Origin of the sequence: Luteibacter sp. UNCMF331Sha3.1, from assembly GCF_900109915.1 — a bacterium.
GTDB lineage: Bacteria > Pseudomonadota > Gammaproteobacteria > Xanthomonadales > Rhodanobacteraceae > Luteibacter.
Genome location: NZ_FOBU01000006.1, coordinates 1 through 14,277 on the forward strand (window position 1 = coordinate 1; position 14,277 = coordinate 14,277).

Sequence of the window (14,277 nt, forward strand, 5' to 3'; positions counted from 1 at the left end):
TCGTCATCGGTGCCGCCGGGGCCCACGTCGGCGCGAGCGAGGTATCGGGTGCCGGCCGGGCCGGTTCGGCGGCCATCGTTGGCGAACGGTCGCGCAGCGTCGCGATGAACGCCTCGTTCTTCACCGCCTCGTGCGTGCTGGCATCCGCCTGTCCCGTGACGGCGAATCCGTGGTCCGACTGAAACCGCGCCACCGCCGAACGTGTCGCCATGTCGTAGGCGCCATGCGTCGCCAGCGGACGGCCATCGGCGTCCCCGATGCCGAGCGTGTTCAGACGCTCCTGGAGCAGACGGGTCGCGTCGGCCGTTGGCGCCTCGCTGCCGGGCGGGACGGCCACGGGCTCGCGGGCCACCGGCGCCTCGGCCGGCGCGAGTAGCGGCGCGGCCGATCGCGTGACCGGCTCCAGGCTCTCGTAGGCGGCGATGGTCTCGGGCGGCGTGCGCGCGTCCATGCGGGCCTCGACGGGCGGCGACCGGCCGACCGTCGCCGGCTCGATGCCGCGGTAGGCCGCCAACACCTCATCGTGCGGCCGGTGCGCCGAGGCGAACCGCGCGTCCCGATCGTCGACCGCCTGCCGCACGCTCGCCAGCGTCTGTCGTCCACTGAGTCCGTCCGCCACGAGATCGTGATCGCGCTGGAACGCGCGTACCGCGGCCTGCGTGCCCGGGCCGTAGTCGCCATCCGCATGCAACGGCCGCCCTTGGGCATCGGCGTAACCCAGGCGCATGAGCTGCTCCTGCAACTGGCGCACATCCTCGCCCTGCGCGCCCGGACGCAAGGCGCGACCGACCGCTTCGGTCGCGACGCGTACCGCCGGCTCGACGTGCAGCAGCGGCCGACCTTCACCCTCGACCACCCTCGCCAGATCGACCGACCCGTCCCGCGCACGCGTCAGGCCGAGCTCATCGCGGGAGATCGTCGCCCATTGCCCATCGACGAAGGTCACGCCCTTGCCGTCGGCGTTCCACTGCACCACCTGCGTGCCGTCGGTGTAGAAGCCCGTGCCGGTGATCTTGCCCTCGCTGTGTGCACGGCCCTGTTCAAGCGCATCGAGAAAGGTCATGGCCTTCTTTGGCGCATGAAACAGGTTCTTGATAAGCGTGTAATGCGCGGCGAGGTCAGGCCGGGCCGGGTCGGTACCTATTTCCGTCGGGCGGACGAGTGGGTCTGCGAGCACTTCGCGCCATGCGCGACCGATCGGACTGTTCTCGTCGGCGTTGTGCAGGCGAGTGAGGACTTTCGCGCCGATAAGGGCGTGCTCGCGGCCGGTGGCCAGGTAGTTCTTGTGATGCGTTTCGACGTAGGCGAGGACGTCGTCGACGTTGGCGAGCGGTCTGACGCTGGCCCGGTCACCCTTCATCGCCCGAAAGAGACTTTTCCCGGCTGCTTCCTGCTGATTGAAGGCCTTCGCGACAATGGTGGTAAGGGTGATCTGATCGTCCGTGTTGGCGTTCCGGTAGACCACCGAATCGACCATTTTCGCCAATGCGTCCTTGTGAATGTGTTCGACCTGCGCGACATCACGCTCGTGCACAAAATCACGCCCGCCCTTTGACGTGAGAAACGCATTCAACTGCTCGCGCAGCGACGGATCGATGTTTCGGCCGCCCTGATCTCTGATGGCCTTGCCGTTTCGGGCGAGGTCGGCGACGGACGCGGCAGCCTCGGCGTCACTAAGAACCGGCCAACCCGTCGACTGCTCCGCCCACGCCTGATACGCGTCGACCAATGCCTTGGCGGTAGCCTGTCTATCCTGCCCAAGATCCTTCTGCAACGTGCCGACGGAAAATCCACTCTGGGCTGCCGGCTCCATGAGGCCCTTCACGATACGTCCCGCAAAGGAAAGTTTCGCCGCGACGTCCTTCTCGTGGTCGGTGCCCTCCGACGCCACGCCGACCGCGAAATACGCGACGGCCTTGAGTTCTTTCTCGTTCAGTTCTTTACGATCAACCATGCTCTCGATCCTTCGTGTTGTCAGTCTGCATCAATCCAGATGCAATGCCTTGAGCACATCGTCGAATACATTCTCCACCTGCCGCGCTTTGGCGTCGTCAATGGCGCGCTGAACGTCGGCTTCGTCAAAGACGTGCAACGCCGGCGCTCTGCCGACCGGGCTGAAATCATCCATGCGCAGCCGAAAAACGTACTTTCCGCCGGAGACCAGCATGGTGCCGTCACGTAGATTGAGTGCCGTACTGAAGAAGGCCTCCCATTCACTATCCGGACATTCGACGCATCGATACATAGCTACCTTGCTCCAGATAACCTTCGCACCAACTTCAGCTTCTCGTCGGTAGGTTCTCAGGTCGATCGAGGACCTATTTCCTCGTGGAATCTCCAGGTAAGGGGCGGCGAAATCGATCTCTCCGAGACCACCACCCGGACGAGGATCCTTGAAATCAAAAACCTGATCGAGCGTTTCCTTGTGTTCGACACCCTTCGCATCGATGAACGACCCGACGTACGCGCTGTCAAAATCCCCCGTGACGTCCAGAACGTCGCCTGTGAAGAAGTTGATCGCCTTGCCCACCGTTTGACCGTTCGGCGGTCGCATGACGGCCCACGCGATCCATTCGTCGCCGACATGCTCGACAAAGAGATCCTCCAGCCAATCCGTACCGTCGCCTAACTCACGCTGGGCGATGCCGTTGTCTGGCCACACAGGTTCGGTGACGACCTTCTTCGGGGTAACCGCTTCGGCAGCTACCTGTTTCGTTTCCCCATGCATCGCTGCTGCAGGCAGCGCGACTCCTACCGCCAAGGCTGCGGCCATCGCCATATTCCGTCGTTTCATCGCATCGTCCTCGGCGGGCTGTTCAAGGGTTGGGGTGTATGCGTCTAGCCTCCACGACGATTTCGGCTTACATCGCAAGCCGGTCGTCGAGTCGTGGCCGGGCTCCGGCCAGTCCTGTTCATCGTGGCTACCTTGTTCGCGCAACTGTTCGGCCACGGCGCGGAGGTACAGCTCCTGCCCCGGATTGGCATACGCGCATTTGTGAATCCGACGCAGCTGCGACGGTCGGCAACCCTCCTCCGGATCGAAGTCGTCGTTCTCCGGATGACAGACGAAGCAGCGAACGTGGGGCACCGGCACCCGGTCCCAATAGGAGACGTTCGCGAACGAGACGCGCTGCATGCCCTCTGCTCCCGCTGCCGCCGGATCGCAACAGGGCCCCTTGCAAGGAAAACGATCGCCCCACTTGGGGCAGATGGCAGGTCGCGTCGCAACCGCATGCGTCCGACGCGCGAACAAGGCACGCCACATCACGCCGCCTCCTTTCCGATCGTGGGCCTTTCGCCCATGGCGGATACCATCATCGGGATTCTCCTTCGGGCACCGTGCCCATCCGTGGATCAGTCGAGCTTCAACGTTTCGATCAACAAGGCATCGCCATGCCGATGGCATGCGACCGTGCGGCGAACCGCGCGATGTCCCGGCTAGGCCGCGAGTGCGTGGCTCACTTTCGCCGTCGTCGTTGACGGCGCGCGTTTCGACCGTGCCCCAACGGCAACCGCTCGGACCTCCACCACCGTCGGCGGAAGCGCGGCCAGTGCCTTGAACTCCTTGTCCTTGAAGAACCAGTTCTTTCGCGCGCGGATCGGCTTGCAGCCCTCGTAGAAGATCAGCTCGTCGTCGGCCGGGAGTTCCTTGATTTCCTGCGGCAGCATCAGGGCGCGGCGTTCTTCCTGATAGCTGGTGGATACCTGCTGGCCGCTGCCGCCACGGCTCACGCTGCGCTGCTTCCTGCGGAGCGTGCGGTAGCCCAGCATCTCGCTGTACTCGTTTGCGTCGCTCTGCTCGCGGGGCGCGAAGACGACCTGCACGCCGTGGTTGGTGATGAAGTTCTGCGCGTCGTTATCGCCGTAAGCCGAGCGAAGCTGTGCGCGACTCTGCACGATGCACAGGTCGCGCACGCCGTAGCTGGCCGAAATGGAGATGCGCTTTGCCCACACGTCGACGCGACCCATCGCCGTGAACTCGTCCATCAGCATGAGCATCTGGTACTTGAGATCGGGTTCTTCGCCGAGTTGCTTGTTGAGGTTCCGGCCGATGACCGCGCTGAAGAAGATGTTGAGCAGTTTCGCGCTCTCGTCGAGCTTGTTCGTGGGAATGCTGACGTAGAGCGTCGTCGGCTCACGACGGAAGCGGTCGATGTCGAAGTCCGTGGCGTTCGTCGCGGCGGCGAGGATGGGGCTGAGGAATTGCTGGAGCGGTGCCTGCATGGTGGCGATGACCGACGAGAAGGTGTCTTCGGCGAGGCCGACGAGGTTGTTGAAGACCGTCGCCGTCTGCTTGCTCACCCACGCACGCGACGGGCCTCGAATGATCGATGTCAGGAGGTCCCGTGTTCCGAGGTCGTCCCGGCCGCTCGAGAATCCGAGGATGCGCTCGAAGCTCGGGAAGTCGGGCGACGTGTTCGGATCGGGCCTCGCCTCCGCCGCGACGCCGGCCTCGTCCATCTGCCGCATGCCGTGGTCCCATGCCTCGAACAGATACGACGCGAAGGCGGTGAACGCCGCGCGGCTCTGGGAGGTCCAGAACGGGTCCTTTCCGGGTTCGTCCGCGTAGAGGATCGCGGCGATCGTCTGCAGTTCGCCGATGCGTTTGCCCGGATCCATCGACGCCAGCTGCGTCATGGGATTGAAGCGATCCGTCCGCCCCGCCTCGTCGTACGGCGCCCAGACGAAGACCCGTTGCCCCATGGCCTCGCGGCAACCGCTCGTCAGTTTGTGCAGTTCGCCCTTGAGATCGAGGACGATCATCGAATGTGCGTAGGTCATCAGCACCGGCACCGCGAGGCTCGTCGTCTTGCCCGAGCGTGTCGGACTGATCGCGATGACGTGCTGTGCGCCGCCGAGCCACAGCCGGTGCTTGCCGGAACGACCGATGAGGATGCTTTCGGGGCGCCGGGTGAGCAGGCCGGCGCGCCTCAGTTCGCGGAGCGTGGCGAAGCGGGCCTCGCCATGGGTGGTTTCGGGCGCGCTCCGGAACATGCCCAGCACGATGGCACCCCAGCCCAGGATCGGCGCACCGAAGCCAACGACGACGGAACCTTTGACGTGCCGCGCCCAGGGCGCGAACGCCGGGTCATCCAGTGCCTTGATGCATCGCCACCACAGATCGATCGTGAGAGGTGTTTCCAGATCCACCACCTTGATCGCGACGATCCCCGACAGGTACGCGCCACCCACCAGCGCCGGCACCCCGAGCAGCAGCGCCGATGCCAACTTTGTCTTGCCTTCCATGCTTCTGCGCTCCGTTGCAGAAAAGCGCGGAGTGTGGCCACGAGACGATGAACGCACGTTGTATTCAGCACGTCATGCGTGCATTCGCGCTGGCGGACGCGTGCCGTTCGTCGGTGGCTGCCGCTCACCGCGCGCGATGGCGACTGAGAAACGTCGGAAGCTCGCCTTTCGTCAGCGAGACCTCGGGAGTCGCGAACCGTGAGACGTCACCCTCGCACACTGCTCTCCGTCGGCCCGGAGGGTGGCGGTCAGGCTCCTCATCAGTCACCTTCTCTGCAACCCCTCCGGGCCGGCGGTCACCCTTCGGGGTGAATCACCGCGGCGCGCCCCGACGCGATTTCCTCGCCGCGGTGCAGGATACGGAACGTGTATTGCGCACCGCCGTCGTCGGCCAGCAGGCATTCGGCATGGACGTCGAGCGCGCCATCGAGCGTGTCGACGCGCTGTACGGCCAGCCTGACGCCACGCAGGCTCACCAGCATGCCCGGGCGCGGTTCCGTCCTGCCTTCGTCGCGCGCACGCAGCGCGCCGTGGACCGCCATCGCCTGCGCGCCGTACTCGGCGAGGTGCACGGCGTGGAGTCCGTCGGGTCCGCGCAGCGGGTGCGTCGCCAGACCGTGGCGGGTGCTCACCGCGTGGATCGAGCCCGCATCCCACGCCACCACGCCGTCGAGCAGGCACATGTCGCCCGCGTGCGGCACGAGGTCAACGAAGTCGGTCTTGGTCAGCATGCGGTGCCATCAGGATCGAAAGACAGAAATGGAAGCCGACGCCCAGCGCCACCGTCAGGCCGATCGCGCGCAACACCGGGATCGACGACCACGCGAGCATGCCGAACACGAGCAACGCGGCGATCACGCAGACGACCGTCGCGTGCAGCGTGCGCCGCTGCTCGGCGGGATCGCCGGTGTCGCGCTCGAAGAACAGGGCGTAATGGAGGCCCAGCCCCGCGGCGAGGATCAGCGCGACGAGATGGAACAGCGAGATCGGGATACCCAGCGCACGCTCCACCGCGAGCACGAGGAACGTCGCCAGCGTCATCGGCGCCAGCACGTGCCACGCGCGACGGATGCTGCGCAACGCCAGGGTGATGGTGACGAAAAGCAGCGCCGTGGCGGCAAGCACCGCGTGCAGGATGCGCGTGCGGTACTCGGCCACCAGCGACTCGGAGGCCTCCTTGAGATCCAGCAGGCGCGCGTCCACGCCCGAACCGGCGACGGCCGCCGCGACGGCGCTCGCGTCGCGCACACCGCTCAGCGTCGACAGGCCGACCCAGTGATCGTCGCGCTGCGCGAGCATCGCCGCGAGGCGCTGACCGAGCGGCGAGCGCGAGAACACCTCCGGCGTGAGCGGTGGCGCCGTGCGCGCGGTTTCGACGTCGTCGACGAACGGTGCGAAGAGATCCTTGCGGAACGGCATGCCTTCGAGCGCGGTATCGAGCATCGCGTCGAGCGCCGCGCGGTCGGGCAACTTCGCCTGGCGGGCGCGCTGGGTGGCGAGGTCCGGCAGGTAGATCGAAGCCAGTTCGAAACCGTCGAGGTGTTTCTTCGCCACCTGCTCCCGCAGGCGCGGCTCGAGCGCCGCCGATGCCTTGAGCACGCCGTCCGCATCCGGCGCCTGCACGATCAGCAGGTAACGCACGTCGGGCGCACCGAGTTCGCCGCGCAGCTGCGCGTCCTTCATCAGGAGGTCCCGCGGAAGGGGCGTGAGCGCGGACAGATCGTTCTGCCAGAACGGGCCGGGCGCGAAGAACAGCATGGCCAGCACCGCCGCGACGATCGGCAGCGGCAGCCAGCGAGGGCGCGGCAGCGCATCCAGCCAGTTGCGGAACGCGGCGAGCCACGGCATGCCGGCCACGTCGCGCGCGGTTTCCGGCAGCACGTACGGCAGCACGTAACGCGTGCTGAAGCCCGCCGCCAGCAACCCGGCGATGGTGAACACGGCGAGCTGCTTCAGGCCACCGACACCCGACGCGTAGAAGGCGAGGTAGGCGATGCAGGCCGACGCGATGGCGGTCAGTAGCAACGGCCAGAGCCCACGCACCGCCGCGACGGCGGATTCGCCCGCGCGACGATGGCTGAGCAGGCGGATCGGGTACTCCTGCGCCACGCCGAGCAGCGTGAAGCCGAATGCCAGCGTGATGCCGTGCACTTCGGTGAAGCCAAGCGTGAGCGCCACGATACCCACCAGCGCGCCGGTGGCCACGGGGAGCGCGCCGAGCAGGAGACTCCCGATGCTGCGGTAGGCGACGAGCATCAGCACCACGAAGCCGATGGTCGAGATCCGGCCGATCCAGTCGGCCTGGTCGCGCGTCTGCGCATTCACCATGACGGTGAAGTAACCGGGGCCGCTGATCGTGAGGTGCGAGCCTTTGCTTTCGGGCAGCGCGGCGAACGCGGCGCGGAGGCGACCGATCGCGTCGTCCTGCGCACCGGGGTCGAACCCCGCGCCGCGCGTCTGCGCGAGCAGCAGCGCCTCACCCTGCGACGAGAACCACACGCCTTCGCGCACTTCCGGGGATCGCGCCGGGGTCCAGTGCTCGGCGAGCTTGAGCGTTTCCAGCGTGGGATCGCGCGGCAACAGGCCTTTCAGCAGCGTCGCGGCGGGCGAGCCGAGGTCGTCGAGGCGTTGCTGCAGTTCGTCGGCGAGATAGGTTTCATCGAGCGCCCCGGTGTCCAGCGTCGGCGACAGCAGGAAACGGTACGGCAACAGGCTCGTGTCGAGCATGCCGAGATCGAAGTCGCCGTTGACGACCTGGGTGAACGCGTCGTCCTTGCGCAGCGCGGTCGCGAGGCCGCGACTCAATGCCGCCTTCGTCGCATCGTCGCCACCGTCGATCGCGACGAGCAGCAGGCGCGATCCCGGACCTTCGCCGACCTGGTCCATCAGCAGCTTCTGGTCGGGCGTGGTGGGCGCGGGCATGAAGCTGCGCAAGTCGGTGCCGACCTTGAGGTGCGTGGCGACGATGGCGCCCAGCAGCGCGAGCGCGACCAGCCAGGCGACGAGGATACCGAGGCGGCGGCCCCTCACATCGCGCCGCCGCATTGGGCGATCAGACCCTCGCGGGTCGGCTCCGCCGGCATCTTCGTGGCGAGTTCGCCGAGGAGGTCGATCGACATGTCGCCGTCGGCTTCGTCCATGCGCATGCAACGCGCGAGCGTGCCGGTGCCATAGACCTGGATGCGCGCGATCTGCTTCGCGATGCGCGCGTCGCGCGGCGTCAGCGTGAGTGCCCAGCGGTCGGCATCGCGGCCGAGGGTCACGTCGAACGATTCGGACAGTCGCGACGGATCGCCGGCGAGCAGCGCGACGAAGCTGTCGAGCAGCACTTTCAGCTGCGGCGCCCGCGTGAGCGAGAACGTGCGCGGCTTCTTGCCCTCGCGCTGCTGCGTGACCTCGCCGTCGGCGATGGTCGAGACTTCTTTCGTCGGCGTGTCGACGCGGCGCTCGAGCCGGTCTTCGCCAAGCCAGCCGAGTTCGCCCGAGACGATCAGCGGCTTGTCGAGCACGCGCATGAAGCGCGCTTCGGCGAACGGCGTGCGGGCCGGTGCCGGCCGGTGCAGGCTGGCGATCAGCGCGTTCGCGTCGACGGCATCAGGCGCCGGAGTGGCGATGCACGCGAGCGGCAGCAGCAGGCTCGTCAGCAGGACCCATTTCTTGCCAGAAGTCATAGAAATTGAACCAGTTGAAAGGGTAGACGCGCGCGTAATGTTCCACCCGCGAAGCGTAACGGGACACGATGTCGTCGAGCGCGGCCTCGCGCGTCGCCCTGGGTACTTCGATGCCGTCGGAGAAGGCCTCGAAGATCAGGCGATAGCGATTGCCGCCGAGATAGATGCCCATGCACAGCACCACGGGAATCCGGAGCGCCGACGCGAGCAACCACGGCCCGACGGGAAAGGGCGCCGGCTTACCGAGAAACGGCACCTGGCGCGTCGCCTCGCTGCGGTGCCCGCGATCGGCGAGCAGCGCGACCATGCCTCCCGCCGCCGCGCCCTCGGCCATCGCGAGCGCGACCGACGTGCCGCCAAGCGACGCGTCGATGACGGCCGCGCCGACGTCCGGCGCGAGCGCTTCCAGCACCGCCGTGAGCGCGGGCGTCTTCTGCTTGTCGAGCACCACGCGCAATGGCACGTCCGGGCGGCGCGCGCCGAGGGCGCGCAGCGCCTCGAAACTGCCCTGGTGCGAACCGATCAGCAGCACGCCCTTGCCGGCATCGATGCACCGATCAAGTTCGGCCAGGCCTTCGACCTCGACCCGGAAATCGCGCTCGCCCCGCGCGAGGAAGAACAACCGGTCGAGCAGCGTCGCGGCGAACATGTGGATGTGCCGGAAGACGTCGCGGCCGGTGACGGCGCGACCGAGCACGCGCGACAGGAAGACGCGCGACGCGGCGCGCTCGTCGCGCCGGCGAAGGAAGAAGTAGAGGGCGATGGGATAGAGCAGTGCCCGCGCGACCGGGCGGCCGAGCCGGAGCGCGATCGTGCGGATCAGCCAGATGGCGAACCAGCCGCCGCCTTCGCGTTGCTGCCAGTGACTCATGCGCCTGCCTCGAGCGTGCCGCGCACGAGGGTGTCCCCGTCGCGTCGCACCGTGAAGCGGAAACGGTGGTTGTCCTGCGCGACGAGTTCGATCTCGGCGTCCTGGTCCGGAAGCAGCGGTGCGAGGAACTTCGCGTCGACGACCTGACGCAGGGTCATGCCACGCCAGTCGCGCAGCGCATCGGCGGCCGCCTCCAGCAACAGCACGCCGGCGACGATCGGGCGACCGGGAAAATGGCCGGCAAAACTGGGGTGTGCCGCGTCGAAGCGCAGCGGGCGGACGAAGGATGCGATATCGGCGGCTTCGGTCATCGGCATCTGCGAACCATGAGGCGGGCGGATGGGTCTCCGCCCGTCACGGCGCGGCGATCAGGCGGCCGCGCGGTGCTGTTCGATATGCTCGGACAGCGAGCTAAGGTTCGTGAAGATGGTGCGGTTGTCCGGGTTGTCGGACTTCAGCTGGAAGCCGTACTTCTTCGACACCGCCAGCGCGATCTCGAGGGCGTCGATCGAATCGAGGCCCAGATCGCCGCCGAAGAGCGGCGCGTTCGGGTCGATATCGGCCGGATTCACCGATTCCAGGTTGAGGCTGGTGACGATGAGTTCGGCGAGTTCGTGCTGTGCTGCGGTTTGCGTTGCCATGTGTTTCCAGGTCCTGGATGTTCCTGCCTCCCCCCGGATGGCAGCGGTCGCGGAGTTTACCACACGGTCTCCGCACCCCTTCGCCAGAGCGTTCAGCCAGCGGACGGCGACCGTTCACGCACCCGCCCGGCGACGGGACGATATGATGGCGCCGACGTGTTCTGACGGAAGGCCCGATGCTCCCAGGAAGTGAAATGCGCGACCCCGCGCCGTCGATCTCGCCGCTCGCGCCGCGCGTGGCCTATCGCCCCGAGCCGATCGCGCTGACGCCCACCACGCTCGCCGCCTTCGGCTTCGGCGCGCCCGCGACGGCCGTCGACGACCCGCGCTGGTTGCGTGTCGCGCTGGAGCTTTTCGGCGATCGCGTCGCGGAAGTCTGGGACGTGGGAGCCGACGTCGCGCACGGTCGCGAGGGCGACCTGCGCTGGTCGCGCGGTGGCGGCTGGCTCTTCGCCGCGGTGGAGTGCCACGAAGGCGATCACGGCGGCACCGAGCACGCCGCACGCCATGCGTATTCGCTGCTTTCGCGCTTCATCGCGGCCAACCCCGAACGGCACGTCCAGCGCATCTGGAACTACCTCGGCGACATCAACGACGGCAAGGGCGACGAGGAGCGTTACAAGCACTTCTGCACCGGCCGGATCGGCGGCATGGGCGACGTGTTCGCGCAAGGTTTTCCGGCCGCGACCGCCATCGGACACCACGCCGGGCCCTCGCTGCTGCAGGTGTACCTGCTCGCGACCGATCGCCCGGGCACGCGCGTGGAAAATCCCCGCCAGGTCAGCGCCTGGCAGTATCCGCGGCAGTACGGCCGCACACCGCCGAGCTTCGCGCGCGCCACGTTGCTGCCGGCCGATGACGTCCTCGCCATATCCGGCACGGCCGCGGTCGTGGGCCACGCCTCGGCGCACGCCGGCGACATCGATGCGCAGCTCGGCGAGACACTGCGCAACCTCGACGCCCTGCTCGCCGCCGGCGGCATGCCGGCCGGGTTCGACGCGCGCTCGCCACTGAAGGTGTACGTGCGCCACGCGGCGCATGCCGACGCCGTCAGGTCGTTCGCGACCCGCCATCTCCCCGACGCGCCGCTGCTCGTGCTCCACGGCGATATCTGCCGGCAGGAACTGCTCGTGGAAATCGACGGCTGGCGCTACCGTCGCTGAGGTTCAGGTCTTCTTCGTCGGGCGCTGCCAGCCGTCGATCGTGGCCTGGCGCGCACGCGACAGGGTCAGCCTGTCCGCCGGCGCATCTTTCGTCACCACCGAGCCGGCGCCGATGGTCGCGCCGTCGTGCAAGGTGACCGGTGCGACGAGCGAGCTGTTCGAGCCGACGAACACGCCGTCGCCGATCGTGGTGCGGCTCTTGTTCACGCCGTCGTAGTTGCACGTGATGGTGCCCGCACCGATGTTGACCTTCCGACCGATCACGGTGTCGCCCAGATAGGTCAGGTGATTGGCCTTGGATCCCTCGCCGATCACGGCGTTCTTGGTTTCCACGAAGTTGCCGATGTGCACGCCCGACGAAAGGTCGGTGCCGGGGCGCAGCCGCGCGAACGGGCCAATGGTGCAGGGCCCGTGCGTCACGACGCCATCGAGATCGCAATGCGCCAGCACCACGGTGCCGGCGGCCAGCGTGGCGTTGCGCACGCGTGTGAACGGACCGATGCGCACGTCGTCGCCGAGGACCACCTCGCCTTCGAAAACGACGTTCACGTCGACCTCGACATCGCGGCCGACGGTGACCGTGCCGCGCACGTCGAGCCGGGCCGGATCGGCGATGCGCATGCCGGCGAGGGCCAGCGCGCGGGCGCTGCGTTCGCGAAAGAGGGCCTCGAGCTCCGCCAGCTGCCACGGATCGTTGGCGCCGGACGCCTCGACCGGCTCGCAGTCGACGCATGCCGCCGGCGCGCCCTCGGTCGAAGCCATGTCGAAGACGTCGGTCAGGTAGTACTCGCCCTGCGCGTTCGCGTTGCCCAGCCGCTGTGTCCACGCCAGGAGGCGTTGCGCGTCGGCGGCGACGATGCCCGTGTTCACCAGATCGATGGCGCGCTGCGCCGCGCTGGCATCCTTTTCCTCCACGATGTGGCGGACGCGGCCCGAGGCGTCGAGCACCACCCGGCCGTAGCCCTTCGGGTCGGCGAGTCGCGTGGCGAGCATGGAAAGACCCTCGTCCGTGCCCACGAGCGCGGTCAGCGTGTCGGGCCGGATCAGCGGCACGTCGCCGTAGAGCACGAGCACGCGGCCTTCGAGCTTGCCGTCGTTCTGCAGCGCTTCCAGCGCGGTGCGTACCGCGTGGCCGGTGCCGAGGCGTTCACGCTGCTCGATCCAGCCGAGACCCGTGTCGGCGGCGAAGGCGTCGCGCACCTGCTGCCCGTTGTGTCCGTAGACCACATGGATGCCCGCCGGCGCGAGCGAGCGCGCCGCCGCGATCACGTGCGCCAGCAGGGGGCGGCCCGCCAGCGGCATCAGTACCTTGGCGGAGGCGGACTTCATCCGCTTGCCCTCACCGGCGGCGAGGATCAGGACATGGAGAGGCGTCGCGGTCATGGGAAGGGCTACCTGCCAGGAAAACAGGGCCGCACTGTCGCGCGTTTGGCGCCCCATGCCAAGTCGGCTATTCGTCCTTCGGGCGCGTGGTCAGATGTTCGAGGCTGGGCTTGTAGGCTTCGACGAACGCGTTGCGCAGCACACCGACGATCGCCTCGGCCGCGGACATGTTCCGGTCGTCGATGCTGCCGGATATCGGCACGCGCGTGGCGAACTGGTCCTTCGACTGGTTCTTGAAGATCTTCGACACGCCTTCGGCCACCGCCTCGTAGGCAAGCTTGATCGGGCCTTTCTTGTCCTGCTCGACGTCCTGCTTCCAGCTGAAGATCTTCAGCCCGCGGAACAGGGGTTTGGCATAGCCGCTCAGTCGACGGTCCTTCGCCTGAAGCTCCATGAAGAAGTCGCCCTCGCCGCCCGCGAAGTCGAGGCCGCTGTAGGCGCGCACCAGGTCGTTCGCCTTCACCAGCTTGATGTTGCGCACGGTCAGCTCGTAACGGAAATCGCCAAGGCGCTCCAGCGGGTCGAACTCGGCACGGGCTTCCAGCGGCGCGTCGCCAAGCACCTTCGCGGTGACGTGGAGGTGCGCCACGCGCGAGCCGCCCTCGCGCTGCACGTTGGTGAGGTTGCTGGCGGTGGCGTTCACGTCGGTCATCTTGAGGTCGACCTTCGGGCTCGAGACGAAGTTGTGGAACGTGACCGTGCCGTTCATCACGTTGACCTCTTCGAGCCGGAACGGCGCCAGCGACTTGAGCTGGGCACGCCAGTCCACGCCCTTGCCCGTCTGCGTGTCGCCTTCGCCGCGACCGTCGACGAAGTTCAGCGCCGGCTCGTAGAAGTCGATCTTGCCGCGGAGCCGCCCTTTCGCCAGGGCGCGCCAGCTGAGGGAGATGTCCGCGCGGGCGCTGTTGAACAGCGGGACAGGCACCTTGCCGTCCACCTTGGTGATGGTCAGGCTGTCGATCGAATACGCGCCACGCCACAGGTGGATGTCGATGTCGGCGATGTGGCCGGCGTACGCACCCATGCGGGCCAGGCGTCCGTTGAGGTAATCCAGCACGACGAACGGCAGGGCGATGCGGGCGGCGACGAGCACCGCGACAAGGACACCGACGATCCACAGGCTGCGGCGGTAGCGGGTTCGCATGGGGGGCACACCGGAAAAGCGTATGTGGGGAAGTGTGGAGCGACGGGAGTCATCGTTACATGAACACGGCCCGGCGCAAGCCAAGTCGCCGCCCCGTCCTTATACTTTCCGCATGAGCCCCACCTCCCGAAACACCGCCCCCAGGCGCAAGGCGGCC

General features: G+C 67.4%; 12 protein-coding genes. 1 reads left to right on the top strand and 11 read right to left on the bottom strand.

Features of this window, described 5'->3' with window-relative positions:
• The 9 genes from BMX32_RS18035 to BMX32_RS18075 all read right to left on the bottom strand — a co-directional run.
• The coding region (locus BMX32_RS18035; protein WP_170843736.1) for a peptidoglycan-binding domain-containing protein at nucleotides 1–1,825 on the bottom strand (1,825 nt) is incomplete at its 3' end.
• 159 nt (nucleotides 1,826–1,984) lie between these two features.
• A complete protein-coding gene (locus tag BMX32_RS18040) occupies nucleotides 1,985–3,136 on the bottom strand; it encodes a hypothetical protein (protein WP_089981498.1) in 1,152 nt (383 codons plus the stop codon).
• Between the two features lie 302 nt (nucleotides 3,137–3,438).
• The gene (locus BMX32_RS18045; RefSeq protein ID WP_170843737.1) at nucleotides 3,439–5,247 is read right to left on the bottom strand and encodes a type IV secretory system conjugative DNA transfer family protein; all 1,809 of its coding nucleotides are present in this window, start codon (nucleotides 5,245–5,247) and stop codon (nucleotides 3,439–3,441) included.
• A 296-nt stretch (nucleotides 5,248–5,543) separates the two neighbouring features.
• Nucleotides 5,544–5,978, bottom strand: a complete 435-nt coding sequence (locus BMX32_RS18050; protein ID WP_089981500.1) for a hotdog family protein — start codon at nucleotides 5,976–5,978, stop codon at nucleotides 5,544–5,546.
• Nucleotides 5,953–8,292 (bottom strand): MMPL family transporter, encoded by a 2,340-nt coding sequence (locus BMX32_RS18055; protein ID WP_089981502.1) that lies wholly within the window; start codon nucleotides 8,290–8,292, stop codon nucleotides 5,953–5,955. The genes BMX32_RS18050 and BMX32_RS18055 overlap by 26 nt, the downstream gene beginning before the upstream one ends.
• Nucleotides 8,274–8,918: a LolA-related protein gene (locus BMX32_RS18060; RefSeq protein ID WP_170843738.1), complete on the bottom strand. Its 645-nt coding sequence runs from the start codon at nucleotides 8,916–8,918 to the stop codon at nucleotides 8,274–8,276. The genes BMX32_RS18055 and BMX32_RS18060 overlap by 19 nt, the downstream gene beginning before the upstream one ends.
• Nucleotides 8,842–9,789: an LpxL/LpxP family acyltransferase gene (locus BMX32_RS18065; RefSeq protein ID WP_089981504.1), complete on the bottom strand. Its 948-nt coding sequence runs from the start codon at nucleotides 9,787–9,789 to the stop codon at nucleotides 8,842–8,844. Before BMX32_RS18065 ends, BMX32_RS18060 begins: the two co-directional genes overlap by 77 nt.
• Nucleotides 9,786–10,106: an ApeI family dehydratase gene (locus tag BMX32_RS18070; RefSeq protein ID WP_089981506.1), complete on the bottom strand. Its 321-nt coding sequence runs from the start codon at nucleotides 10,104–10,106 to the stop codon at nucleotides 9,786–9,788. Before BMX32_RS18070 ends, BMX32_RS18065 begins: the two co-directional genes overlap by 4 nt.
• Before the next feature lie 51 nt (nucleotides 10,107–10,157).
• Complete coding sequence (locus BMX32_RS18075; protein ID WP_089981509.1) at nucleotides 10,158–10,430, bottom strand: phosphopantetheine-binding protein; 273 nt, start codon at nucleotides 10,428–10,430, stop codon at nucleotides 10,158–10,160.
• A 194-nt stretch (nucleotides 10,431–10,624) separates the two neighbouring features.
• Here BMX32_RS18075 and BMX32_RS18080 point away from each other — a divergent pair, with 194 nt between their 5' ends.
• Nucleotides 10,625–11,593 carry a chorismate transformation FkbO/Hyg5 family protein gene (locus BMX32_RS18080; protein ID WP_089981511.1) on the top strand — a complete coding sequence of 323 codons (969 nt, stop codon included), beginning with the start codon at nucleotides 10,625–10,627 and terminating at the stop codon, nucleotides 11,591–11,593.
• A gap of 3 nt (nucleotides 11,594–11,596) precedes the next feature.
• On the opposite strand, the gene glmU is transcribed toward BMX32_RS18080, so the two are convergent.
• Both glmU and BMX32_RS18090 read right to left on the bottom strand, forming a co-directional pair.
• Complete coding sequence (gene glmU, locus BMX32_RS18085) at nucleotides 11,597–12,976, bottom strand: bifunctional UDP-N-acetylglucosamine diphosphorylase/glucosamine-1-phosphate N-acetyltransferase GlmU (protein ID WP_089981512.1); 1,380 nt, start codon at nucleotides 12,974–12,976, stop codon at nucleotides 11,597–11,599.
• 67 nt (nucleotides 12,977–13,043) lie between these two features.
• Nucleotides 13,044–14,120, bottom strand: a complete 1,077-nt coding sequence (locus BMX32_RS18090) for a DUF748 domain-containing protein (RefSeq protein WP_089981514.1) — start codon at nucleotides 14,118–14,120, stop codon at nucleotides 13,044–13,046.
• Between the last annotated feature and the right edge of the window lie 157 nt (nucleotides 14,121–14,277).

What these genes read in the sequence shown, in the direction of transcription:
- BMX32_RS18040 (WP_089981498.1), bottom strand. Translation starts at nt 3,136, where the DNA reads ATGCAGCGCGTCTCGTTCGCGAACGTCTCCTATTGGGACCGGGTGCCG.
- BMX32_RS18045 (WP_170843737.1), bottom strand. Translation starts at nt 5,247, where the DNA reads ATGGAAGGCAAGACAAAGTTGGCATCGGCGCTGCTGCTCGGGGTGCCG.
- BMX32_RS18050 (WP_089981500.1), bottom strand. Translation starts at nt 5,978, where the DNA reads ATGCTGACCAAGACCGACTTCGTTGACCTCGTGCCGCACGCGGGCGAC.
- BMX32_RS18055 (WP_089981502.1), bottom strand. Translation starts at nt 8,292, where the DNA reads ATGCGGCGGCGCGATGTGAGGGGCCGCCGCCTCGGTATCCTCGTCGCC.
- BMX32_RS18060 (WP_170843738.1), bottom strand. Translation starts at nt 8,918, where the DNA reads ATGACTTCTGGCAAGAAATGGGTCCTGCTGACGAGCCTGCTGCTGCCG.
- BMX32_RS18065 (WP_089981504.1), bottom strand. Translation starts at nt 9,789, where the DNA reads ATGAGTCACTGGCAGCAACGCGAAGGCGGCGGCTGGTTCGCCATCTGG.
- BMX32_RS18070 (WP_089981506.1), bottom strand. Translation starts at nt 10,106, where the DNA reads ATGCCGATGACCGAAGCCGCCGATATCGCATCCTTCGTCCGCCCGCTG.
- BMX32_RS18075 (WP_089981509.1), bottom strand. Translation starts at nt 10,430, where the DNA reads ATGGCAACGCAAACCGCAGCACAGCACGAACTCGCCGAACTCATCGTC.
- BMX32_RS18080 (WP_089981511.1), top strand. Translation starts at nt 10,625, where the DNA reads ATGCGCGACCCCGCGCCGTCGATCTCGCCGCTCGCGCCGCGCGTGGCC.
- glmU (WP_089981512.1), bottom strand. Translation starts at nt 12,976, where the DNA reads ATGACCGCGACGCCTCTCCATGTCCTGATCCTCGCCGCCGGTGAGGGC.
- BMX32_RS18090 (WP_089981514.1), bottom strand. Translation starts at nt 14,120, where the DNA reads ATGCGAACCCGCTACCGCCGCAGCCTGTGGATCGTCGGTGTCCTTGTC.